This is a genomic window from Pontibacter saemangeumensis (assembly GCF_039541895.1).
Classification (GTDB): domain Bacteria; phylum Bacteroidota; class Bacteroidia; order Cytophagales; family Hymenobacteraceae; genus Pontibacter; species Pontibacter saemangeumensis.
Genome location: NZ_BAABHC010000016.1, coordinates 470,109 through 495,010, shown reverse-complemented (window position 1 = coordinate 495,010; position 24,902 = coordinate 470,109). Strand labels below are relative to the sequence as shown.

Sequence of the window (24,902 nt, the reverse complement as noted above, 5' to 3'; positions counted from 1 at the left end):
AAGGGATTCTGTCCTGATGGGTGCTGTTTACCGATGTTTCTAACCTGATCTCTCTTCTTTGGCGGAAGGCGAGAAATCACACTTCATGCTTCCGATAACAATCCTGGTTATATATCCAACTTAACAGAGGTTACTGCTTTTTCTTACCAGCTATCTCAGCCAGAATCTCATAGGAGTGCAACCGTGCCGCGTGGTCATATATACCGGAGGCAACCATCACTTCGTCCACCTGCGTCTCGTCCACAAAAGTCTGCAGCTCCGCTTGCAGGGTATTCGGGGAGCCGATGAACGTGTAGCGAAGCATTTGCTGCACTGCGTATTTTTCAGAGCCGTCCCACTGTCCCTCCATGCTTTCGATGGGTGGCTTCATGGGGGTAGCCTTCCCGCGGATCACGTTGAGAAACGACATATAAAGAGAGGTGGCCAGGCGTTGCGCTTCTTCGTCTGTGTCTGCGGCCACTATGTTGATGCCCGCCAAGGCATAGGGCTCCTGCAGGTATTCGGATGGCTGGAAATGGTCGCGGTACACTTTGAGGGCCGTGTGCAGCAGGCTCGGGGCGAAGTGGCTGGCGAAGGCAAAGGGCATCCCGAGTATGCCAGCCAACTGGGCGCTGAAGGTGCTGGAGCCAAGCAGCCAGATCGGGATATCCAGCCCTTCGCCCGGCACGGCCCGCACGCGTGCTGATGCGTCTCTCGGGGCGAAATAACTCTGGAGTTCCGCCACATTCTCAGGGAAATCTTCCCCCGCTCCCCGCAGGTCGCGGCGCAGGGCCATAGCCGTTACCTGGTCGGTGCCCGGGGCGCGGCCCAGCCCAAGGTCAATCCTGCCCGGGTACAGCGTCTCGAGGGTGCCGAACTGCTCCGCCACCACGAGCGGGGCGTGGTTGGGCAGCATAATCCCGCCCGATCCCACCCGGATGGTGGAGGTGCCGCCGGCTATATACCCTATCAAAACGGAGGTGGCAGAGCTGGCGATGCCGGGCATGTTGTGGTGCTCGGCCATCCAGTAGCGCTCATAGCCCCATTGCTCTACGTGCCGGGCTAGGTCCAGGGCGTTTTTGAAGGAGTCAGCCGGGGTCTTGCCGCTTAAAATGGGTACAAGGTCCAGGACGGAGATGCGTATATCGGATAGGTTCTTTGTTGCACTACTCATTCTAAATACTGATTGTGGTTGTTAATTTTTATGAAATCCATAAAACTTACAGCAGGCCGTGGGGCTGCAAAAGAGGCCCACACCCGCGCTGCTATCTCCTTATCAACTCCAAAACGGCACAATGGTTTCTTAACAAGCCGGATGTGCCGCCGTACAAACAGAGACAATTGATCTTATAACACCGAAAACTACTTATTTTATGGCAGATGCAACAACATACGAGAAAACATATACCATCGGCGGCGACCTGAAAGTTAACAGGATGGGTTTTGGGGCGATGCGGATCACCGGCGAAGGCATTTGGGGCCCGCCAAAGGACCGGGAAGAGGCGATCCGGGTGCTGAAGAGAACGCTGGAATTAGGGATAAATTTTATTGACACGGCCGACAGCTACGGGCCGCATGTTTCGGAAGAGCTGATCGCTGAAGCATTATACCCTTACCCAAAGGACCTCGTGATCGCTACCAAGGGCGGCCTCACCCGCACCGGACCAAATGTGTGGCCCATCAACGCCGATCCGGATTACCTGCAGAAAGCGCTGGAAGGAAGCCTGAAGCGCCTGAAACTCGACCGGATAGACCTCTACCAACTGCACCGCGTGGACCCGGAGGTGCCCTACGAGAAAACACTCGAATTCCTGCAGCGGGTGCAGGAAAAGGGGCTGGTGAAGCATATCGGCCTCTCCGAGGTGACGGTAGACCAGATCAAGAAGGCGCAGAAATATTTCAGGGTGGTGTCGGTGCAGAACAAGTACAGTGTGGACTTCAGGAAGTGGGAAGATGAACTGGCCTTCTGCCAGGAGCAGGACATGGCCTTTATTCCCTGGAACCCGATCAATGCGGGCAATGTGGGCGCCATCGAAAAGCTGCAGCAGGTGGGGCAGCGGCACCATGCCACGGCGCACCAGGTGGCACTTAGCTGGCTGCTGCACCATGCGCCCAACATCCTGCTGATACCGGGCACCTCCAAAGTGAAACACCTCGAGGAGAATTACAAAGCCGCCTCCATACGACTGACTGACGAGGATATGAAAACCTTGAACGGGATCAGGTCCGTGGAGGTGGCAGGTTAAACCGTAAAGCCGGGACAGCCAATGCAGCTGTAGACTCCTGATTTGCCCGGAATTTTATATATCCCTGAACCTCTCCCAGTGACTGCCCAGCCCCACATCGGGAATGGCAGTCTCAGGAAAAGGTCAGGGATTTTCCTGTTATATAACCCGGACCAGCCGAACGTTAGACGGGGAAGTTTATAGCAAGCGCTTGAAAACTACGAGCTGCAGGAAAGCATGGAGCAACCTGCCTTTTGGCTCGCCCAGTCGGGCCGTTTGGCAAAGAATTCATCAAACTCCCTTGAATAAGGATTTTGGATCGCCTGCTGGAGCTTCACAAAAAGGGTGTCCTCACCGTGTTCCAGTTCCTCAATTGCCTGGTGCAGCAGGTAGTTCCGCAGGATAAAGCGCGGGTTGTTCTGCCGCATGCGCACCTGGGATTCCGCCCGGCTACAGGAGTTTTCTTTTACCCGGGCTATATATGTTTGGATCAGATTATGGAGGGCTCTGCTTTCAGCTTCACCGGGAACTCCATATAGGCTGGGCTCAAAATACTTCACTACCGCCTTCTCATCCGCTAACGAGAGCGGGAGGTCGATGAGCAGTTGGTAGAAGATGGTCATATCCGGCTTCAAGGCGGCCAGGGTTTCCTCGAGCTGTGTGATCAGTTCGGTGTCTTCAGGTTTCACCTCATCCAAACCCAGCTTGTCCCCCATCATGGCAAAGTATTTTGGGTAAAAGATGTCCCGGTATGCCTCCAACTCCGCTACCAACTGAACCGTGTCGGGCAACAGGGGCGCGATGGCGCTTGCCAGGCACCCCAGGTTCCAGTAGGCGATGGAATGCTGCTTGCCGAACGCGTACCTCCGCACCGGCAGGTCGGTGGTGTTGGGCGTGAAATCAGGGTCGTAGTCGTCTAGGAAGGAGTAAGGGCCGTAATCGATGGTGAGCCCGAGGATCGACATGTTATCAGTGTTCATTACGCCGTGCACAAATCCAACCCGCAGCCAGTCCACCATCAGGCTTGCCGTCCGCTCCACCACCTCCCGGAACCAGGCCAGTATTTTCGCATCGCCTTCGCCCTGAATGTGCGGGTAAAAACGGTCAATGGTCCAGTCGGTGAGCTTTCGCAGGTTGTCGGCCTCTTTTCTGGCTGCAAGTAATTCAAAATTACCGAACCGCAGGAAGCTTGGGGCTACCCGCATCACGATGGCCCCGGGTTCGTGCGCGGCGTTTCCGTTGTAAAACATATCCCGCAGCACCTGATCGCCGGTAGCCACGAGGCTCAGTGCCCGGGTGGTAGGGACACCCAGGTAATGCATGGACTCGCTCATCAGGTACTCCCTCACCGAAGAACGCAGCACCGCTCTGCCGTCGGCCCTGCGGGAATAAGGTGTAGGACCTGCGCCCTTCAGCTGCAGCTCCCAGGTTTTGCCAGCCGTCGTTTTCAGCTCGCCCAGCGTAATGGCGCGGCCGTCGCCCAACTGGCCCGCCCAGTTCCCGAACTGGTGCCCGGCGTAACAGGCTGCATATGGGTACATGGAAGCGGTCACGTTATTCCCGCCGAGAAGATCAACCTCCTCCTGTGTTTTTGGTCTCTGAATCCCCAGCTCATGGGCGAGCGCCTCAGACCAAGCCAGTAGCGTCGGGCTTTTGACCGGGGTAGGGGCGGCCTTGCTATATAAAGCACCCGGCGTCTGGCGCGGTCGAAGCTCACCGCTCTCATCGCCGTCAAAGGTGCTCACAAAGTCTTTTGCATATTTTATCGTACTGAGGTTCTGCATATGGGTCTGCTTATCGAATGATTATGTCAGGCAAATAGCGCCACCCTGCGACGCTGCTTTGCCCGTGCTCTACTAATACGGCTATAACGATGGCTATATATAATCTATGCCTGGATACCCAGTTAAACCGGGCTGTCCAGTTTGGAAAGGCTGGCCGAGTTGATGCAGTACCGCAGCCCGCCCGGCGCGGGACCGTCGTTGAACACGTGGCCCAAATGGCAGTCGCACACATTGCAGAGCGCCTCTATCCTTTGCATCTGATGGCTGTCGTCGAAGGCGTACTTTACAGCGCTTTTCGAGATGGGCTGCGTAAAGCTGGGCCAGCCGGAGATGGCATGGTATTTTTCCGCTGAGCTGAACAGGATGCTTCCGCAACCCGCACAGGCATATAGGCCCGGATCGTAGGCGCGGCAATAGGCATTCCGGTAGGCCCGCTCCGTTCCCTTTTGCCGCATTACGTGGTACTGGTCCGGCGTTAGCTGCCGTTGCCACGCTTCTTCCGTTTTCTCCACCCGTTTACAGGGTTCCGGGTTGCTGTACCGGGCATATATCAACACATCAATCCAGCGCATCATATATCATATATAAGGCCACCTTGTGATTTTACAGTGTAAAACAAGGCAGCCAGGCGATAGGTTCAGCAACTGAGATCCGGCGCAACGGGGATTCAGGATGCGCCGGCGCGAACGAAGTTGCTTACCGCATTGGCTGTTTCTCCGTTACAGAAGAAGGGGGTGGCCCGCGTGGGGACTGCAACCTTTGCAAAGCCAGAGCGATCTGCGGCCCGTGCTAATTTTGTGTAGGAGCTTATATTTTGTACCATTGTCACAAGTTAAAACATTATGTCCATTATGATCATAACCCAGCGGAAAGAGATAGCCCCTTGGGTGAAAGCACTTCAGGAAAGGCGACCTGCGCTGGAAATAAGGGTATACCCCGACGGGGGGAACTATGACGATGTCACGTTTGCGCTGGCCTGGAATCACCCCCTTGGGGCGTTCAGGGAATTCAGGAACCTGAAATGCATTGCGTCGATGGGCGCAGGCGTAGACCATATCATGAAAGACCCGGATCTGCCGGAGGATGCTGTCATCACCAAGGTGACGGACGAGAACCTCACCAACGATATGGCCGCCTTCACGCTCGGCCTTGTGCTGCAACACGTTCGCGGCTTGAGTGAATATGAAGCTCAGCAGCGGCAGCATATATGGCGCCGCAAGGCATATAAAAGAGCGGAAGACGTGACAGTTGGGGTGATGGGAATGGGCGTGTTAGGCGCCCATGTTGCCCGCGTGCTGAGACAGACCGGTTTCAGGGTGAACGGATGGGCGACGGCGGCAAAGCCAATGGAGGGCATCAAGGTATATGCAGGAGAGGGAGAGCTCAGCGCCTTTTTAGCACAATCCGATATTCTGATCTGTTTGCTCCCGCTCACAAAGGAAACGGCGGGTATCCTGAACAGGGGCACGTTCGGGAAGCTGCCAAAGGGCGCCTATGTCATTAATGTGGCGCGGGGCGAGCACCTTGTGGACGAGGATCTGCTCTATATGCTGGATGCCGGGCACCTGTCAGGCGCAAGCCTGGATGTTTTCAGGGAAGAGCCGCTGCCGGCGGGTCACCCTTTCTGGCGCCATCCCCGCATCCATATCACCCCGCACATCGCCAGCGTCACAGACCCTGAAACCGTTGTTCCACAGATACTTGACAACTACGACAGGCTGCAGCGCAACGAGCCGTTGATCAATGTTGTTTCACGCCAGAAAGGTTACTGACATGAACCCGTTCCACTACGCATTCAAAGTAAAAGACATTGCCTCTACCCGAAGGTTCTACGTGGATATGCTGGGCTGCACCGAAGGAAGAAGCACAGCCACCTGGGTGGATTTTGATTTTTTCGGCCACCAGCTCTCGGCGCATGTGAGTGCCGATATCCCCGCAGCCGACTACTGCGGCCAGGTGGATGGGGTGCGTGTGCCGATCCCGCATTTAGGGTGCATCCTGGAGCAGGAGCAGTTTAGGCAGATTCAGGAACGGTTGCTCGAGCACAGCATCACGTTTATTGTGGAGCCGCAGACCCGTTACGCCGGGGAAAAGGGAGAGCAACTGACGATGTTCGTGCTGGATCTGAGCGGCAACCCGATCGAGTTCAAAGCCTTCAGAGACAAAGCCGATATCTATACAACCTGAGATAACAAGCTTTTTTGCACCCTGTATCAGGTTAGGGAGCGTTCCTTTTTCAGGTTTTGGGCGTAAAGAATATCTTATATGCTTTGATAAACGTACGCTCACTTAAAGCAAAAAGCACTATGACAAACTCGACATCACCTAAATCGCTGGTAAATATCCTGAAGGACCCTTCCGAAATAGAAGCCCTGATGAAAAACCCCGGCAAGTACGGAATGGATTTTTACAACGGCCTCTCCAACAAAAATAAGCAATACCTGGTATTCGCGGCAGCGGCCGGGCTCCTTGTATATGGCCTGTATCTCAACAGGCAAAAGGAGTAGGGTCGGATTCGCGAGTTGATCCCTGGCGCTGTGATGGCGGGTTAATCCCTGTCACAGCGCTTTTTTGTGCCTGATCGATAGACTTTTGCAATTCCGGAAGCAAAATAGGTTTCAGCGCACGAACGCAAGACGCCAGTCTGCCTGCTCCTTTATGACTTATATATAACTGACAAGCATCGGTTTCTCACTTCTTATCACGGTTCGCAAAGCCATCCTTTCAATCATGCGGCGCGAAGCGTGGTGCGCTTTCAATTTGGATTTCCGCCGCCACCCGGTCTCGCACTATCGCTTAAGACTGCACAGCTTGCGCTCTATATAGCCTTACCAAGCCGGCACTATGGCCCCCAAGCGTGAGATTCGGTTGATCCGGTAGACTTGCCTTATGCGGGCCCCCATCCTGCACAATCGCAAAGCATGCCCGGCGAGTGCAGGAGCTTCTGAGTAAGCGAGGCAGGTCCGAATGAATTGCTTATATTTGGATATGAACCCTGACCGGAAGGTGGTGGCTGTAATGCTGGGGAATAACGGGCATGTGCAGCTTCAGATAGCTGTAGCAGGCTGCCAAGGGATGAAAAGCAGTGCCAGGTAGAAGTAATATTTGCCCCCTCGGTACGTTGTGCAGGAATCGGATAGTGATTTTTATATATATAAATCCTGCAAATGCGAAACAATGGTCTGTTACAAAGAGGGGGCGGGAGTGGTTCTGGTGCGCAGGCTATATAGAATAGAACCTCCCGGAGCCTTCATCATAAAAATACTATATAACCTTAATCCTGTTTTCAGAGTAATGGCGAAACAGCTAATGAACCAAACATGCATGCCTGTCACGAAATATACGCGTAACCTGTACGTGCTGCTGTTTTGCACGGCGCTCACCCTCTCCGGTTGCTACACCAGGCAAAGCGAAGGAGATGAAACGGACCCAACCACCACGGCGCCTGCACAGGAGGAAGAGCGCGTTGCCCCAACGCCCGCCACCAAAACCCCCGCTGCGGCACCCGAAAAGGTAGATGTGAATGTGTACCTGGAGATATCGAACGGCATGAAAGGATTCATGCCCACGGCCGCCGCCGGGAAAGAAGCGACGGGCTTCCAGCAAAATCTGCTGAAGCTGCTATCGGAAGTACAGGACGGGCGCTACGTGGCTGAGAAAGGTTTTTACCTGGCCAAGGAAGACGCCCAGAGCCGCCCTGTGCTGGATAGTGTTTCCTACAATACCATGAAAAGCTATATCGTTAGTGGTATAAAGGATGATGTGCGGGGAACACCGCTCCCGGCCATGCTAAAGGCGGCACTGCAGAAGTCCCTTGACCAGGGGGCGGTAAGCGTGATCGTCTCTGATTTCATACACGGCCCGAGCGACCAGGGGCAGTTCATCTCGCTGGACGCGGATATCAGGAGCAGCCTGCGGGAGGCCGAGCACCAGGATTTAGCCATTGCCATCCTTGGCAACACGTCGGGATTTTTCGGGACCTATCACCCCGCTGTGAAAAAGCCGGAGGTGAGAAGGACCCTGAACGGCGAGGAGATCCCCTATTATATATGGGTGATCGGGAAGCAGGAGGAAGTGCAGGTGGTGACAAACAAGGTGCTGCGCAACCTGCCGCCGCAGCAGGCCTATTTCGGGTTTGAATACAAATCGGTGCCGTATTCCGCTTTATTGAAAGAAAAGGAGTTCAGGCCGGCCGGTGTCGTGTACTGCAGCAGCCGCAACGCGGACCCCTGCACCTCCGTGAACCTGCAACCGGAAAAAGAGGAACCGGTGGAGTTCACCATCGGGCTGGACCTGAGCGGACTGCCGCTGTCGATGCAGGATGAGGCGTACCTGGAGCGCAACCTGAAAGTGGCCGGCAACGGCAGCAGGGCGCGTCTGGTCTCAGTTAAGGCGGCCGATGAGAATATAAAAGCAACGCCGGACCTGGCAAAGTACAGCCATTTCGTGCGGGTGCAGGTGCCGCAGCTAACAGCGAATTCCGGTTCTATCGCAGTGCAGTTGCCGCAGGTGTTCCCGACCTGGATCAACGCCTGGGCTACTGACAACGACAACAACCCGGCAGCGGAGCCGAAAAAAACGTACCAGCTCGATAAAATAGCGGATGGGGTTCAGGCACTTTACCGCGACCAGGGCGACTTTGTTTTCAACTCAACCATCCAATTCAACAAAGCAGACTAAACCATATGATACAACAGTTTTTTTCAGGACTCTACGAACTGGTTTTAGGCCGGCCCATCCCTGCAAACTTCACCAACGATTACCGCGAAGTCGTGTTCCCGAACACCGGGCTGATGCTGTTCATCATCACACTGGCGATGGTGCTGGTATATTACTATGTGCTCAACCGCATGATGAGCACAGGCCTGTACAAGCCACGCCACTGGGTGATATTCCTGGTCCTGAACGCGGTCATCGCCTTCATCATCCCGATCGCACAGGTGAGCGGCAACGACATCGAGACTCATTCTTACACCTATATGTTCGCTTTTGTGAACGTTATATACAGCCTGATACTTTTCTTCGTTTTCTCTTTACTGCTTAAAAGGGGATCCGTGCAGGCATGGACTACTCCTATGAAATGGCCTAATAAAAAATAACTATGGCAAAACTTTTTGTATTCGGAATAGGTGGCACCGGCTCCCGTGTGATCCGCTCATTGGTCATGCTGATGGCGGCAGGTGTCAAGATTCAGAGCTGTGATAAAATAGTGCCGATCATCATTGACCCCGATACCCAGAACGGCGACATGAACCGCACGGTGGAGCTGCTCAAAACATACAAGCACATCCACGACGCGCTGGGCCGCCGCGAAGAGGGTTTCTTCCACACCGACATCAGCACGCTCTCCAGCATCGCCGGCGATGGTACCGCGAAGATTCGCGACAGTTTTGTATATGATTTCGGCGGGATCAACAAGCCGTTTAAAGACCATGTGGGCTATAACCAGCTCGACGTGGAGAGCCAGGCGCTGATTGATCTGTTGTTCACCCCTGAAAACCTGAACAATAGCCTGGATGTGGGCTTCCGCGGTAGTCCGAACGTGGGCAGTGTGGTTTTGAACGAGATCATCGATTCACCGGAAATGCGCTTCTTTGCCTCTAACTTTCAGTCAGGGGACAGAATCTTCTTCGTGAGCTCGATCTTCGGTGGGACAGGCGCTGCCGGATTCCCGCTGCTGCTGAAGAATTTCAAGGATTCACGTACCGGTTTGCCCAATGCCGCCAGCCTGAACGCTGCGCTGACAGGTGCCATGGTGGTGCTGCCGTACTTTTCGCTGGAGCAGCCCGCCGCCGGCGTAGAAGCTGACTTTATCGACTCCAACACCTTCACCACCAAGGCAAAAGACGCGCTTTCCTATTACCAGAACCACCTGAACGGTGTGAATGCGGTCTACTATATGGGCGACACGCCGGACAAGCCGATGGAGAACAACCCGGGCCGAGCGAGCCAAAGAAATGACGCGCATTTAGTCGAGTTACTGAGTGCCCTCGCCATTGTGGACTTTATGGATTACTCGGACGACGAGCTCTCCGGGAACGAGACTTTCCACGAGTACGGCCTGCGCGAAGATGTGAGCAATGTGCAGTTCCAGCACCTTGACAGCGAAACAAGGGACCGCATTGCCAAGCAACTCATCCGCTTCCATTACTTTGAGCGCTACTATACCACGCACCTGCCAGGCGACGCACAGGCGGCATATGCCAAAGGCGTGGACCTGACGGGTGCTATCCGGAACGAGCCGGTTTTTAAGGAGCTGAACAAATTCCTGGCAAACCCGGAGTTCGGATACCAGTCGTGGCTGCGCGAGCTAAGCCGCAAGGAAAGGACTTTCGACGCCCTTAACCTGAGCGAAACGGACTTCAACCGCATGGTTTCGGACAAACACATTGAGACCGGTTTTTTGAACAAGGGCATTCACCAGGGCTCTTTTGTAAAGGAACTCAACCGTGCCTCCGAATCCATTTCCGACCGCGACGCTTTCAAAGCCACCATCAAAGCCTTCGAAAAAGCAACGGATACCTTGGTGGAGGATAAGCTGAAGTATAGTTAAGGACCTCCCCCCAGCCCCCCTAAAAACAGGAGGGGGAGCCTACTGCTCTTCCGGATTTGCAATCCGGAAGCTGCTGTTATCAGGATTTGTAATCCGAAATAGCAAAATTTTATTTAGATAGCCTTCGCTCGCGTCCCGCGAGTGTGAGTTATCCAGTGGCGTCCCGCCACTTGTGCTTCAGGCACAGTTTAAAGCGGCCAGTGACCGTTAAATAGCTCACACTCGCGGGACGCGAGCGAGGGCAGGTAATCGTACTTAAAACAAACTAAACGAACATGCCGAAAGTACTTCGTCTACATAAAACCGGGTCAAATGTGGAAGGCTGGGCAAAAACCAGCCAGATCACCAGCACCGAGATCAAAGACATAACCGATGGCGCCGGTGGCAGAGCCTTAAAAATGAATGCCTCTATCCCGACGCCTTTTGCCCGCATGCACCTTTTCGAGACCGCTTTCGATTTTGTGAAGCGCGGCGTGGCCGGAAACAACACCAACACCATCTACCATCAGTTTGTCACGCATTTCTGGGATCTGTGGGAGCTGCTCTACAACCACCAGAGCTACGCGCAGGCCGGTAACAAGATCATCATCCGTCGCTGGAACAAGCACCAGCAGTTGGGAGCCATGCAGGCGAATCCGAACACAAGTCTGCTGGGCCGTACGCTGGAGCTGTTCATGAACGACAGCCGTTTCCGGGGCATCGAAGACATCTTCCTGATCTTCTTTGAGTCCACGAACAGCCGTGGCGAGCGCCATATGCAGCTGATCGGGGGTACTTCGCCGCTGACTTTCCTGTTTGTGGCGCCCAACGTGCAGCCTTTAAACATGAACCGCGCGCAGAACATCGGCACTTATTTCGATCAGCACTATGTGTCGCTGGAGGACAGGGAGCAGGATTTCAGGGAGTATGTGCACAAGCTGTTCGTGTCGAACAATGCGATGATCCAGGCTTTCCCGGCAGTATATAATGCATTGGACGAGAACCTGCTACGTAAGATTAACATGGCTGGCGCGGTTGGGCAGGATGCCATTGCGTCGCAGTACCTGCAGCTGGTGGACTTCCAGCAGAACCCGGTGCATGTCGGCCATATCAACTTCCTGGTCAAAAAGGACCAGACCGCTGTTACCAGCAGCGACCTTTTCATCCGTCCCACCCACACGGGTTTTGCGGGTGAGCGGCCGATTGTGCTGAAGCCTGAACTGCGCCTGGCGCCTGATGTGAAATATGTCAACAACCTGGCCTGGCCGGTGAATACGGTGGTGGGGTATTCCGATGAAAAGCCATTGGAGAACCGTTCGCTGCCCGGTGTCGGGTTCAACTATCCCTATCTAACCATCAACGATCTGTTGCAGGAAACGCTGGTGCAGGTGCCGTACGAGGTAAACACCGACCGTTTCTACAGCGGCACCGTGGTGTACCAGCCGGGCGTAACGGAAAAGTCTTTCAACTACCTGCTGCCGATCACGAGTCTGTACTTTAGCTTTTTCACGCCACAGGACCTGGCCAACCACCTGACGTTCCACATTGATATGAACCATGTGCGGGTGACGCTGAGCATACCGACCGAGAAAGGGAACGTGGTGTATGAGCGCAGCTACTACGACAACCCGCTGAACTCAAAAGACGCCAACGGCAGTATAATTCCTGAAAAGGGCCGCATTGTAAAGTCTAAGATCGGATTAGGAGTGTTCCCTTTCTACAAGTTTACCGACGCGGTACAGTACAACGACTTCTACAAAGTAATGCTGGTGGATGAGGACATTGATCCGCTGCTGGTGAACAAGAACCATACACTCGCCTTCTTTGTGGGGGGCAGGCAGCTGGAAGCAAGTGGCGGCATTATATCCGCCACCGCACATAAGCGAACCAAGAAGAGTAACAGCAGCGCCGGCAGTACCTATTACGAGATCCGGGGCACGCACTTCGATGTGGCGGAGTTCACACATGCCGGGGTAGACTTTACCGGTAAGGCGCTTATCGTTCCGAGGTTCGAGGAAAAGCAGCAGGGCATTCATAATTTCACGTTTGCGGTTGATTTTGGAACATCGAACACGCACATTGCCTATACTTCCGGCGCTAACCAGCCGCCACGCGAGTTCTCCATCACCGCCAACGACCAGCAACTGGTGATGCTGAACAAGCCTTCGGACGATCCGGCCCTGACCGATTACCAGCGTTTCCATAAGCGCGGTTTCGGCAGGTTGTTTGCAGTGGAGACTTTGCTGAAACGCGAGTTCATTCCGTTGATCATCGGCTCCGGCGGATCGTTATATAACTTCCCAACCAGAACGGCTACCTGCGAATCTGTTGACTTTGAGAACCAGATCTCGAACCTGTTCGGCAACATCAATATCGGTTTCTCCATCAATACGGAAGGCACGCACCAGGACCAGTACAAGCAGACGTACCACACCGACCTGAAGTGGAGCGAGACACTGACCAACGCCGGCAAGCGACGCATCGAGGCCTTCTTCACCGAGATCATGCTCCTGATCAAAAACAAGGTGGTGCTGAACAACGGCAATGTGGCCAGCACGAAAATTGTTTGGTTTGCGCCGCTCAGTTTTGATGAATACTCGCGCAATATGTTCCAGAACGTGTGGGACGGGGTATATAACAGCGTATTCAAAAACGGGAGAAACACTGTGTGCATCACAGAATCGGTGGCGCCATTTTATTTTCTGTCGAGAACAGGGGCCGTGGTGCCGAGCCAGGACGAGAACCTGATCAATGTGGATATAGGCGGCGGTACTACCGACGTGCTGCTGTTCACGAACCGGAAGCCTTCGCACAGCTCTTCTTTCCGCTTTGCAGGCAACGACCTGTGGGGCGATGGGTTCGCTACCGTGAAGACCAGAAAAGACAACGGCCTGCTGCAGTACGGCGTGGACCACGTGCTGCGCATTCCGCTTACGGAAGAAGGGCGCGAGTACCGCAAGTTCCTGGAAACCGCGCTGGACAACCCGGACTTTAACTCAGCCGACATCAGCAGTTTGCTCTTCAGCTATGACAAGGAGCTCAACTACAGTTCACAGCTTTTACAGGCGCGCCAGCTGCGGTTGATGTTCTACCTACACTTCGGGGCGCTGATGTATCACCTGGCACAGCTGGTGCAGCAACTGGATGTGAAGGTGCCCCGCTATATCTCCTTCAGCGGTCGCGGCAGTTTATATATAAAGCTCCTGAGCGCAGGCAACAACCTGTCGAATGTGGAGCGCTACGCCAAAGCCATTTTCAAGAAAGTGACAGGACAGGAGCCACCGGCAAACTTTAAGCTGGTGCTGGTAGACAATCCGAAGCAGGTGACAGCAAACGGCGGCGCAATGGCACTCGAAGGCACCGACCTGAATGACCTGACCAATATCCCGATCATGAAGCCCACTGGTTCTGCGAACATGGCCGATGCCCTGACGCCTGTTACCAAAACCCAGATAACAGGCGAGTTGCGCCAGGAAGTGATGGACAACGTGATGAACTGCCTGCAAATGCTGCTCGACGACCCGGACATATCGCCGCTGATGCGCTCAATGGGCGTGGAGGTGGACCCGATGCGTGTGCTGGACTTTATGCGCACCAACCTGCAGGACAGTTATACGATGGTGCTGGAGGATACCGTACGCGGACTGACCGACCGCGAGCAGCTGCACGAGACCATGTTCTTCATGCCACTAAAACAATCGCTATATTTGCTGTCGAAAGAGCTGTATAGGCAGCAGTCGCAGGTGAGTGCCATTTCATGACGTTGCGCGCGTTACAGGAAGAGCCTGTGCCGCCAGCTGAAGTCATGCTTTAAAGTTTCCCTGCTTCAAACTGAAAACTTTGAGCAGGGAAACTTTTATATTGTTTAGTGTCAAGGGTTTAAATCAAAAAAGAAACAACATCAGATGGATTATTTAGCGATCATAGTAAGTATAGTAGCGCTTTTAGGGGCAGGGTTCGCGTTCCTGAGGGCAAATAGTTCTCATAACATGCAGAGTAAGCGATATGAGGCTTTGAAAGAAAAGAACAGCGCCATGGAAGCCCGGCTCAGGAAACTGGAGGGTAACACAGGCAGAGGAAATAAGCCGGCGACCGAGTCTGTCGAATCCGGAAGAAGCAACCAGCCACGGCAGGAGCGGGAAGGCAGGCAGAACCAGCCGCGCCAGGAGCAACAGAACGAGCCGCGCCAGAAGCAGCCACGGCAGGAGCAGCAGCAGGAGCGCAGGCAGAAGCAGCGCGAGCGGCAGCCGCAACCCCAGCAGCAGGTTTCAGCCCTGTCGCAACCCGACGAGGATGTTTCGCCGCAACCGCAGCAGCGCCGGAAGAAAGAAAACAGGCGACGCAATGAGCCCATGGAGAGAACCAGCCCGGAGGAGGCAGGAAGAGAGCAGCAGGCGCGCGCTGCCCGGCCTGTACGGCTGGAGATACAGGACGGTGATCTGCTGGATGCCTTAGAGCAGGAGGCAGGCGTGGCTGCACCGGCTGCCGGGGCCGTGGCGGCTGCCGAAGCCCCGTACGCAGGTAAGAAATATGCGATTATCCCGGAGGATGGCGTGATCAGGGCGCACCAGCTCCAGCAGCAACCTGACTCCGACAGCTATATAGAAGTTGATGCCACTGCCGATGGAAGCAGCACGCATTACCGCTTTAACCTGGCCGGCAACCATGCGTTTGTGATTGCGCAGGGGATTGACAGGCTGGAGAACGCGTTTGATTTTGAGAAGCCTTCGAACCGCATGGTCACTAAAGTGGTGCAGCAGCAGGATGGGGTTCTCACTAAAGTTAACAACGGCTGGAAGATCATGGAGAAAGCCAGAATAGATTTCAGATAACCGTTTGCATGGAAGGCGTATTTATTTTTGAGGCTCTTTTAGTACTGGCTATCCTTGGCTACCAGTTTTATATATACCGGAACACCAGGGCCAAAATAGAGCTGATAAATAACCTTTTCCCTTCCGAAGAGCAGCTGTCCGTAACGGAGCACCTGCTCGGCCAGCCCGCCGCCTTTCCCGCCACAACTGGGGCAGACGGGCAACTTTGGGAACAGCTGCTGGCAGGCAGGCCGTTTCGGGAGTATATGCCCTCTAACCCGGTTGTAAAGCGCATCGTCTCCGTCGAGCAGGACGTCCTGCACATCGAAGCGAAGGGCGGGGCCGTACCTGCTTATTCTGTAGCCAAAGACAAGTTTGACCGGCTGGTTTCAGGCAATAACATCTACCTCGTAGAGGGGGACCCGGAAGCCCTGGTCAGCACCGTAGGCGCAGGCGGCAAGGCGGCAGCGACCATCGATCTGATCGAGGTGCGGAACCCCTCCGACACTTTTGGTAAGATTATCAGGAACACCAACGAGTACCTGAAACGCAACAAAGGGGCTGCCGCAGACTTTGATATCCTGAAGGACGTGTCGGAACGCTACTCGGAGGCGCTGGATGAGGAAGTGCAGTCTACGGTATCCACGCCGCTATATATAGGCTTGCTGGGCACCTTTTCCGGTGTGATCATCGGGTTGTCGAGCCTGATCTGGTCGGGTTTGCTTGCGGATGAAACCGGGGCCGCCGCAGGTTCCTTTATCACCGATCAGAACATCCCTTCGTTTTTATTCGGAGTTTTGATTGCAATGGCCGGGAGCTTCTTCGGGCTCCTGCTGACGCTGCTGGGCAACCATGCGCTGAAAAACGCCCGCAGCACCCGCGACAGGCTGCAGAACGGCTACTACACCTTCCTGCAAACCCACCTGCTGCCCAAGCTGAACTCCGATATGGCCGCTAGCCTGGGCAACCTGAAGTCGGTGCTGGACTCCTTTAACAAGGATTTCCTGGACAAAATACTGGGTTTCCGGCCGATCGTGGATACGCTTACCGAGAACATCAGCACGCAAAAGGAATTTATTGAGAAGCTGGATAAAATCGGTTTCACGCAGATGGCCAACGCGAACCTGCAGGTGTTCGATAAGATGAAGGAAAGCGAGCAGCTGTTCAAGAACTTTATGCAGTACCAGGTGGCCCTGAACGAGTCGGTGAAGAAAGGGGCGGAGCTGACGCATACGATCAGTGACGTGCTCGGCCGTTTAACCAGTTTGCAGGAAGGCTTCGATAAAGTGCCGGGGTACCTGCAGAAGCACGACGAATCCATTCAGCGGCAGGTGAACTTCTTCGGGCAGCACGAGCAGGAACTGCAGGATATAGGAGGCAGGGTGGAGCAGTACTTCGACAAAGCCGCCCTCCGGCTAACTGACCTGATGGAGGCGCGGCTGCAGCACCAGGAGCGCGATGCGCAGAATGCCTACGAGAAGTGGCAGGAGCATTTCAGGAGGATTAACGAAGATAACATATACCAACGTATCCTGGATTATATGCGGCCCTTCGAGAACCTGAACCAGCAGCAGGAAAAGCTGAACGTGACGCAACAGCAACTGTCCGGGGAGATACGGCAGACGAACGAGCGCCTCCTCCAAAAAATCGAAACAGACTCGGCCATTCAGCAGCAATTGCTCCAGCAACTACAGGCCCTGAACGCGCATATGGTCCGAAGCATGGAGCCTGGGCCGATCAAAGCAGCGTTCGACAAGATTTTTGGCAGCGGGAATAACAGGAGGTAGCGATGAGCAAGGAAAGCAGGGATTTCTTCTGGCCCAGTTACGTCGACCTGATGACGGTGCTCTTCCTGGTGATGCTGGTGCTCTTTGTGCTGAGCTTCAAGATGTTCCAGGGCAAGGACAGTGAGAACCGCGAGAACATAGCGCGGCTTCAGGTAGAAGTACAGGAAAAGCGCAAGCTCGACGAGATAAAAGCGGCACTCGCCCGCCTCGACGACGAATACTTTCAATACAACGAGCAGTACAAGCGGCACGAGTTGCTGGTAGATGTGCTGTTCGAACAAAGCAGCGCCGTGATACCGCAGCGCTCGCGGGCACCGCTCCGGAAAGCCGGGGAGAACCTGAGCCAGGTCATCAATTCCATTGAAGACGAGGAGGTAAAATACCTGATCGTGATTGACGGCCGCGCTGCCAGTTTCCCGAAAGGCGACCCCCGCAACGTTACCCAGCGCGAATATGCGCTGCAGCTGAGTTACCAGCGGGCGCTCGCCCTGCTGGAGTTCTGGCAAAACGCCGGCATCAAATTCCCCAAAGACAGGATTGAGCTCATCGCCGCCGGAAGCGGTTTCGAGGGCGCAGGCCGCAAAGGCGACATCCGCGACCGAAGGTTCGTGATCCAGATTCTCCCCAAAGTGGGAACGCTGGAAACAGTACAATAAGGCGGGTAGCTGAAGACCGTTTTACAGAGCGTCGGCATATATGGCCCCGGAACATTGCAATAGAGGAGCAGCATGGTGGCTTCTGGAAAAGCAGCAGACACTATGTCTTTCTTCTGATCTTCCCTTCAGGCCAGGCACGTAACGGGGCCGTACCGGTCATGGCATTTCAGCAACAAGAGGCAACATCAATAAAACAGGGTATCCACTTGGCGGCAGCCGAATGTTCCACGCAGGCGAAGGCGTAGCATAAGTTCAAGCCAGCCTTTTAAGCCCGCCTCCACCCGATACTTTCTGGAGATATTATGTATATGGCTGTTATTCAGTTATTTAAGATATTTCATAAACAATCCTGACGTACAGCCGTTTTTCAATGCATATACCTAACAAGCAAAACTATGATATCAACAAAAGGATATGCCGCTTTCGATCCTGTTCAACCGTTAGCACCTTATGATTTTGAACGCCGTGATGTTGGAGCACACGATGTGATGATCGAGATTTTGTTCTGCGGTGTTTGTCACTCAGACTTGCATACTGTCCGGAGCGAATGGGGTGGGGCTACGTACCCGGTGGTGCCGGGCCACGAGATCGTGGGCCGCATAGTGAAAGTGGGAAACCTCGTAGAAAAATTCAGTGTGGGAGAAACGGCTGGCGTTGGCTGTATGGTGGATTCCTGCCGCTCCTGCCCAAGTTGCGAAGAGGGTCTGGAGCAATATTGTGAGGTCGGTTTTACCGGTACCTACAACAGCCCGGAACCTGGCTTAAATACGCCTACCTATGGCGGCTATTCTAACCAGATTGTCGTAAAAGAGGATTTTGTTCTTAAAATAAGGGAAGACCAGGACCTGGCGCGTATCGCCCCGCTGCTTTGCGCCGGCATCACGACCTATTCCCCACTTCGGCATTGGAAAGTAGGCGCTGGCCATAAGGTGGCTGTTGTGGGCTTGGGAGGCTTAGGGCATATGGCTGTTAAACTAGCTGCCTCCATGGGCGCTGAAGTTACCGTGCTAAGCACTTCCCCAGAAAAAGAGACCGACGCCACTGACCTGGGTGCACATAAATTTGTGGTCACCAAAGATCCACAGGCCCTGGAGGAAGTGAAAAACACGTTCGATTTTATCATCAATACTGTTTCTGCAAAGGTAAGTCTGGATATGTATGCCAGCCTGCTGCGCCGGGATGGCACCATGATCCTGCTGGGGGTTCCACCGGAGGCGCCAGAACTACAGGCGGCAACTTTGATCTTTGGCCGCCGCCGCATTGCCGGTTCCCTGATAGGAGGTATTGCCGAGACCCAGGAAATGCTCGACTATTGTGCAGAGCACGATATACTATCGGATGTGGAGGTGATACCGGTCAATTATATCAATGAAGCGTACGAGCGCATGCTAGAGGGCGATGTGAAATACCGGTTTGTCATTGACATGGCCTCCCTCTAAACTACAGAAAATGGATCCGGCCCTATATACTGCGTTCTATTAGAGAAGTGAAAATGGTCTTATAGCAGTGTATATGCCTTGCGCTTGCGTATTCTCCGCTCGGGAAGGGCAGACGTAATGCCTCATGGTGGTGAAGAAGGATGCAAATTCAGATTATGACTTGTGTCAGAAGGCCAAAAAAAATCCCTCAGGTGCACCTGAGGGATTTTTTTTGGCCTTCTGATAGGATACGGACCCTCTTTAACAGAAAATCAATAGAGACAGGGATATTTCTTTCACAGCATATAAGGGCAGACAACCTTATTGGCTATATAGGAAAGTAAAGAATTTCATAAAATTACTTCCAAGTACTAAAGAAGAAAGATTATATTTAGCACTGGTTTCGGTGTTGAAAAATTTAGTTATGACCCTGCTTAAAGTAAAGCTTCTGATGCTCAGGTATGTCTCAGCGATTGTGTGCGCTTTGCCCCTGTTTTCCTGTTCAGGATCAGAAAAAAACAATCTGTTAGATAACTTATTTTTGAAGGAGGATAGTAGGCAGCAGGTAAAGATCCCGGCTTCGTTTACCGCAGCGAGCGCCAACCAGCTGTGTAGTCAACTCGACTCCATATTCAATTACCTGCATAGGCGAAAGGGGTTCAACGGAACGGTACTGGTTACGAAATATGACCAGGTAATGTACAAGGGCGCGTTCGGTTACGCAGATTTTTACCGGAAGGACACCTTAACCACGCAAACGGCTTTTCAGCTGGCCTCTGTGTCCAAGCAATTCACAGCCATGGCCATCATGATGCTGAAAGAACAGGACAAGCTCGACTATGATGACAGTGTGCAGCAGTATGTTCCGAACTTCCCTTACAAAGGCATTACAATCCGGCAGTTGCTGACCCATCGTTCCGGGTTGCCCAATTACACCTATTTTAGCGATGAGCTTTGGTCCGACCGCAAAATAGCGCTGACCAACCAGGACGTCCTGAACCTGATGTCGGTGCATCAGCCTAAGGTGTTTTACAAGCCCAACACCCACTTTGATTACAGCAACACCGGGTACGCTTTACTGGCGACGGTTGTGGAAGAGGCCTCTGGTGTGCCCTTCGCCACTTTTTTGCAGGAGCAAATATTTGAGCCGCTGCAGATGGAGAACACTTTTACGTTTCATGAGTTAGCCGCCCGAACAGGAAGAGTGGCTACCGGGCACAACCGCAACAGGCAGATGCGAACGTCTGACTACTTAGATACCGTGCTGGGCGACAAGGGACTGTACTCTACGGTCGAAGACCTTTATAAATGGGACCAGGCCCTATACACGCAAAAGCTGGTAAAGCGGGAAACCCTGGAAGAAGCTTTTGCCGGCACCGGGATGAAAGATAAAAAAAATGAAGATTATGGGTATGGCTGGCGCATTGGCCAGGTTGGGAGCGGGGATACCATCGTATACCACGGAGGCCTGTGGCACGGCTACACGACCTACCTGCTGCGGAATCAGAAAGACCACAGTGCCATTATCGTGCTCAGCAATCTGCCGAACGGAAGTTTGACCTATCTGAAAGACCTGCGGCAATTTCTATACCCGGCCAAGTCTGACAATATCGCCCGCCACGAAGACAGGAAAAGTGAAGCGGCCAGTGGCCGGCTGTAAAAACCTGGCAGGGCTTTCCTGATTCGGTTGCATGTCACTGCTTCACCACGGCGGCAATGGGCAAATATAAATCCATGATCGACCGCATGCTGCGCACGAAGCTGCAGTCAGGTGATATGGGTAAATGATCAATGAATTGCCCCGGCAGCAGCGCCGTCAGTTTGGTAGTGCAGCCCCCTTGCCCGGATGACCCTCTGCCCGAGCAGCAAAATCATCATCGAAAGAAAGGCTGACGCGGCCATCAAGCCGGCCATGGGAACGGCTGAGTGGTTGCTGAAGAGGCTGAGGACGACGGTTGCCAAAGCTCCGATTCCCATTTGGGTGGCACCCATCAAAGCTGAAGCGCTGCCGGCGTTCTTAGTGAACGGCGCCAGCGACAACGCAGAAGCATTGGGAAAGGTAAAGCCAAGGCAGCAAAGGAAGAGGAAGATACAGGCAATCGTTGAAAAGAGCCCGAGCCAGCCAGCCATAGTGCCCAGTACCAGGGCTGTTCCGATCACCAACTGGCAAGCCAAGGCCGTTAGAATGATTTGCTCGCTACGGTACCTGCGCAGCATGATGCTGTTGACCTGGCTGGCCCCGATCAATCCTATGGAGAGGAAGGCGAATATCCAGCCGTATTCCTTCTCATTCACCTGAAAGATCTCCATGAACAGCAGCGGCGAACCGGATACGTAAGCCAGCAGCCCCGCGAACGATACAGCCCCGGACAAGGCGTAGGTATAAAACTGGGGCTCTTTCAGGACCATGATGAATTTCGAGATGATCGGCTTTGGCTTTAGTGAGTAGGAGGGATCGGGCTTGCTGCTCTCAGGCAAGCCAAAATAAACGGCAGTAAGTATTGCCGCCGCCATCCCAGCCAGGATCAGAAACACGGCCTCCCACCCGAATCCGGCCGTTACATAGCCACCCACTGTCGGGGCTATCATCGGCGAAACGCCAACCACCAGCATCAAAAGTGAAAACACCTTCGCATTATCCTGCACCGGGAACAGGTCACGCACCATAGCCACGGAGGCCACAGCGGCGGCACAACTGCAGACAGCCTGCACAAAACGCAATATGATCAGCGCTTCGATGGAGGAGGCAAAAGCACAAGCCACCGAGGCAAAAAGGTAGCCCGTAAGGCCGATGTAAAGCGGCTTCTTTCTGCCAAACCGGTCCATGAGGGGGCCATAGAGCAACTGACCGGCGGATATACCGATAAAAAAGCTGGACAGGGATAGGGAGACCTCTGCTACCGTAGTGCTCAGGTCTTTGGCGATGGCAGGGAAACCAGGCAAGTACATGTCTATAGAAAATGGCCCCAGGGCTGTGAGCGTTCCTAATATCAGGATGAGGGAAATGTATCGCTTGCGTGTCATATAGCTGCTTTTTATCCGCAAAGGTACATAAGCATCCGCGAAAGGTTATTCCTATTTGATGGATTGCCTGAAATATGGTGCCGAGGGATATATAAAAACGCTCATTTTTTCCGAAGCTGGCTATTCATAACCGAAAGACTATAGTTCGAAGAAAGTTTTTTCAGGCAGCTAAACGGCTTACTCGTTGTTCCAAGCTGGAGGGACAGGGGGAGCTATCGTCGGACAGGCCTGCATCTTCACCGGCATCGGGCTTTGCTTTAGTAGCAAGAGGATTCTGGATATCCTGCTGTGTTGAAGGCTTGAGTTATATATTTAGTTATATATAATATCCGAAGTAAGAAAAAGTATTCGGTTCCTGCTCCATCTATTTGAGCGGAATCCGGAACCTGATAATTTAACCATTATAGGATTTAATCAAACCCATATAGGTGCATGAAAGTAGTTTTCTCAGAGCTTATGCTATATATAAAGTGACTTTTGATTATTTTCAGAAAAGTTTAATTACTTTCTTTCCTATTTTTAATTTAAGACAGATGTACAGGACTTTATATTGGGATCGCCAATGCATATATGCGAAATGTTTTCCTTTCAGGGTTACGGATATATAGCAGGAGTCTTAGGTTAGGGTGCGCCCCTGCCTTGGGTTCATTTACATCGGATACGCTTTCTTGTTAACACATTTCTTCACCCTCAGTAATTATTGAATGTCTAATCACCGAAACTTTCCCAAAAACTTAGTCACTGTCTTTCTCCTGTTTTTTTTCCTGTCCGCTTATCAAGCGAATAGTCAGGTCAAGCTTCCGCAGCTGGTAAGCGACGGCATGGTGTTGCAGCGTGATGCTAAAACTAATGTCTGGGGATGGGCGGCTCCCGGAGAAAAAGTAACCGTGAAATTCAAGGGCAAGTCTTACAGGGCAACGGCCGACGCGAATGGGAATTGGGCGATTAGATTAGCGCCTCTGAAGGCAGGCGGTCCCTATACAATGGACATCAAAGCCAGTAACCGGCTTGTCATCAAGGATATATTAGTAGGGGATGTTTATCTGTGTTCCGGTCAGTCCAATATGGTGCATCAGATGTCGCTGCACAACATTACCTATGCAGAGGATATCGCGACTGCCGATTATCCGCAGATACGGCATTTTTGGATTCCGACCACCACCAATCTGGAAGGCCCTGCCCAGGATTTGCCGCCGGGATCGTGGAAATCAGCGAATCCGGAAGACGTTAATAATTTCTCCGCCGTCGCTTATTTCTTCGCCCGGAAACTTTACAGGCAATATAAAATTCCGATTGGCCTGATCAACGCGAGTGTCGGCGGCACACCCATTGAAGCCTGGATGAGTGAAGAGGGGCTGAAAGATTTTGCTCCTATACTCGCGACGATAGAGAAAAACCGCGATACCAGTTACGTAAATCCCATCAGGCGCCGCGCCTTAGCGGCTGCCAATGCGAACAGGCAAAAAGCAGAGCAGGATAAGGGGCTTACCGGGGCGGTGAAATGGTATGAAACCGCTTACGAGCCCAAAGGGTGGCGCACCATCAACATCCCAGGCTATTGGGAGGATCAGGGGATTAAAGACCTGAATGGTGTGGTGTGGTACCGGCGTGAAATTGAGGTGCCGGCCTCCATGACCGGGGTGCCGGCAAAAGTGTTCTTAGGCAGGATTGTAGACGCTGATGTGTTATATATAAACGGAAACCAGGTGGGCAACACCACCTATCAGTACCCACAGCGAAGATACAGCCTGCCAGCCGGCACTTTGAAGCCGGGCAAAAATCTCTTTGTGATCCGGGTAACGAATAATGGCGGGAAAGGCGGCTTTGTTCCAGACAAGCCTTACTATATAGTAGCGAATGAGCAAACCCTTGATCTGAAAGGGTATTGGCAGTACAAAGTTGGTGAGGTTTATCCTCCGGTTAGTGGCAGCGGCGGGATGGAAAGTGGTTTCAGTGCACAAAACCAGCCTACCGCCCTATATAACGCAATGGTGGCACCTGCCACGAACTACACCCTGAAAGGCATTCTTTGGTACCAGGGGGAGAGCAACGCCGGTAACCCCACGCAATACAAAAAGCTGTTGCCTGCCTTGATAGCAGACTGGCGCAATAAGTGGCAACAAGGCAACATCCCGTTCCTCTATGTGCAGCTCCCGAATTTTATGGAGGTGAATTATACGCCTTCAGAAAGTAACTGGGCCCTGATGCGGGAGGCTGCCCTGCAGAGTTTATCGGTGCCCAACACCGCCATGGCCGTCACCATCGATCTGGGTGAATGGAATGACATTCATCCGGATAACAAGAAAGATGTGGGGGAGCGCTTAGCCCTGGCCGCCCAAAAGCTTATTTACGGTGAAAAGAATATCGTAGCTTCCGGTCCGCTTTTTCAATCAGCTAACGTCGCTGGGAATAAAATTACCGTAAGTTTTACCGATACCGGTAGCGGGTTAACCTCGATCGATGGGGAAGAACTGAACTGGTTTGCCGTAGCCGGAGCTGACAAAAAGTTTGTCTGGGCCAACGCCAGAATTGAGGGAGATAAGGTCGTGGTGTGGAGCGAAGAGGTGCCTGAACCTAAATATGTCCGCTACGGCTGGGCTGATAACCCGGATGGCGCCAATTTATACAACAAGGAAGGTTTGCCGGCTTCTCCGTTCCGGACCGATGAATAACATAAACGACAAGC

Annotated in this window: 18 protein-coding genes; 14 read left to right on the top strand and 4 right to left on the bottom strand. The window is 53.3% G+C overall.

From position 1 onward, the window contains the following. Positions 1–130: 130 nt before the first annotated feature. A complete protein-coding gene (locus tag ABD920_RS16120) occupies positions 131–1,153 on the bottom strand; it encodes an LLM class flavin-dependent oxidoreductase (RefSeq protein WP_345160493.1) in 1,023 nt (340 codons plus the stop codon). A gap of 199 nt (positions 1,154–1,352) precedes the next feature. Between ABD920_RS16120 and ABD920_RS16115 the strand changes: the two genes are divergently transcribed. Beyond that, entirely contained in the window at positions 1,353–2,225 is an 873-nt protein-coding gene (locus ABD920_RS16115; RefSeq protein ID WP_345160491.1) for an aldo/keto reductase, read from the top strand. 197 nt (positions 2,226–2,422) lie between these two features. Here the strand turns inward: ABD920_RS16115 and ABD920_RS16110 are convergent, their stop codons facing one another. Together ABD920_RS16110 and msrB are read right to left on the bottom strand one after the other, a co-directional pair. After that, complete coding sequence (locus ABD920_RS16110; protein ID WP_345160489.1) at positions 2,423–3,988, bottom strand: protein adenylyltransferase SelO; 1,566 nt, start codon at positions 3,986–3,988, stop codon at positions 2,423–2,425. Between the two features lie 122 nt (positions 3,989–4,110). Continuing rightward, positions 4,111–4,563, bottom strand: coding sequence for a peptide-methionine (R)-S-oxide reductase MsrB (gene msrB, locus ABD920_RS16105; RefSeq protein WP_345160488.1), 453 nt, complete (start codon positions 4,561–4,563; stop codon positions 4,111–4,113). A gap of 276 nt (positions 4,564–4,839) precedes the next feature. On the opposite strand from msrB, the gene ABD920_RS16100 reads away from it, so the two are divergent. The 12 genes from ABD920_RS16100 to ABD920_RS16045 all read left to right on the top strand — a co-directional run bounded on the left by ABD920_RS16100 (position 4,840) and on the right by ABD920_RS16045 (position 20,852). After that, entirely contained in the window at positions 4,840–5,760 is a 921-nt protein-coding gene (locus ABD920_RS16100) for a 2-hydroxyacid dehydrogenase (RefSeq protein ID WP_345160486.1), read from the top strand. Position 5,761: 1 nt separating this feature from the next. After that, on the top strand, positions 5,762–6,175 hold the full coding sequence (locus ABD920_RS16095) for a VOC family protein (RefSeq protein WP_345160484.1): 414 nt from the start codon (positions 5,762–5,764) through the stop codon (positions 6,173–6,175). Positions 6,176–6,294: 119 nt separating this feature from the next. Further along, positions 6,295–6,495 carry a hypothetical protein gene (locus tag ABD920_RS16090; protein WP_345160483.1) on the top strand — a complete coding sequence of 67 codons (201 nt, stop codon included), beginning with the start codon at positions 6,295–6,297 and terminating at the stop codon, positions 6,493–6,495. 817 nt (positions 6,496–7,312) lie between these two features. Next, positions 7,313–8,668: a hypothetical protein gene (locus tag ABD920_RS16085; RefSeq protein ID WP_345160482.1), complete on the top strand. Its 1,356-nt coding sequence runs from the start codon at positions 7,313–7,315 to the stop codon at positions 8,666–8,668. 5 nt (positions 8,669–8,673) lie between these two features. Then, positions 8,674–9,087: a hypothetical protein gene (locus tag ABD920_RS16080; protein WP_345160480.1), complete on the top strand. Its 414-nt coding sequence runs from the start codon at positions 8,674–8,676 to the stop codon at positions 9,085–9,087. 2 nt (positions 9,088–9,089) lie between these two features. Then, positions 9,090–10,541, top strand: a complete 1,452-nt coding sequence (locus ABD920_RS16075) for a hypothetical protein (RefSeq protein ID WP_345160479.1) — start codon at positions 9,090–9,092, stop codon at positions 10,539–10,541. Between the two features lie 275 nt (positions 10,542–10,816). Then, complete coding sequence (locus ABD920_RS16070) at positions 10,817–14,281, top strand: hypothetical protein (RefSeq protein ID WP_345160478.1); 3,465 nt, start codon at positions 10,817–10,819, stop codon at positions 14,279–14,281. A gap of 228 nt (positions 14,282–14,509) precedes the next feature. Then, positions 14,510–15,352, top strand: a complete 843-nt coding sequence (locus ABD920_RS16065) for a hypothetical protein (RefSeq protein ID WP_345160476.1) — start codon at positions 14,510–14,512, stop codon at positions 15,350–15,352. Between the two features lie 8 nt (positions 15,353–15,360). After that, positions 15,361–17,118 (top strand): hypothetical protein, encoded by a 1,758-nt coding sequence (locus ABD920_RS16060; protein WP_345160474.1) that lies wholly within the window; start codon positions 15,361–15,363, stop codon positions 17,116–17,118. 2 nt (positions 17,119–17,120) lie between these two features. Continuing rightward, positions 17,121–17,774 (top strand): OmpA family protein, encoded by a 654-nt coding sequence (locus tag ABD920_RS16055; RefSeq protein WP_345160473.1) that lies wholly within the window; start codon positions 17,121–17,123, stop codon positions 17,772–17,774. A 395-nt stretch (positions 17,775–18,169) separates the two neighbouring features. Further along, entirely contained in the window at positions 18,170–19,213 is a 1,044-nt protein-coding gene (locus ABD920_RS16050) for an NAD(P)-dependent alcohol dehydrogenase (RefSeq protein WP_345160472.1), read from the top strand. A 520-nt stretch (positions 19,214–19,733) separates the two neighbouring features. After that, complete coding sequence (locus tag ABD920_RS16045; protein ID WP_345160470.1) at positions 19,734–20,852, top strand: serine hydrolase domain-containing protein; 1,119 nt, start codon at positions 19,734–19,736, stop codon at positions 20,850–20,852. A gap of 128 nt (positions 20,853–20,980) precedes the next feature. Here ABD920_RS16045 and ABD920_RS16040 read toward each other — a convergent pair whose 3' ends face one another. Then, positions 20,981–22,216 carry a multidrug effflux MFS transporter gene (locus tag ABD920_RS16040; protein ID WP_345160469.1) on the bottom strand — a complete coding sequence of 412 codons (1,236 nt, stop codon included), beginning with the start codon at positions 22,214–22,216 and terminating at the stop codon, positions 20,981–20,983. Positions 22,217–22,920: 704 nt separating this feature from the next. On the opposite strand from ABD920_RS16040, the gene ABD920_RS16035 reads away from it, so the two are divergent. Beyond that, positions 22,921–24,888 (top strand): sialate O-acetylesterase, encoded by a 1,968-nt coding sequence (locus ABD920_RS16035; RefSeq protein ID WP_425568630.1) that lies wholly within the window; start codon positions 22,921–22,923, stop codon positions 24,886–24,888. Positions 24,889–24,902 lie beyond the last annotated feature (14 nt).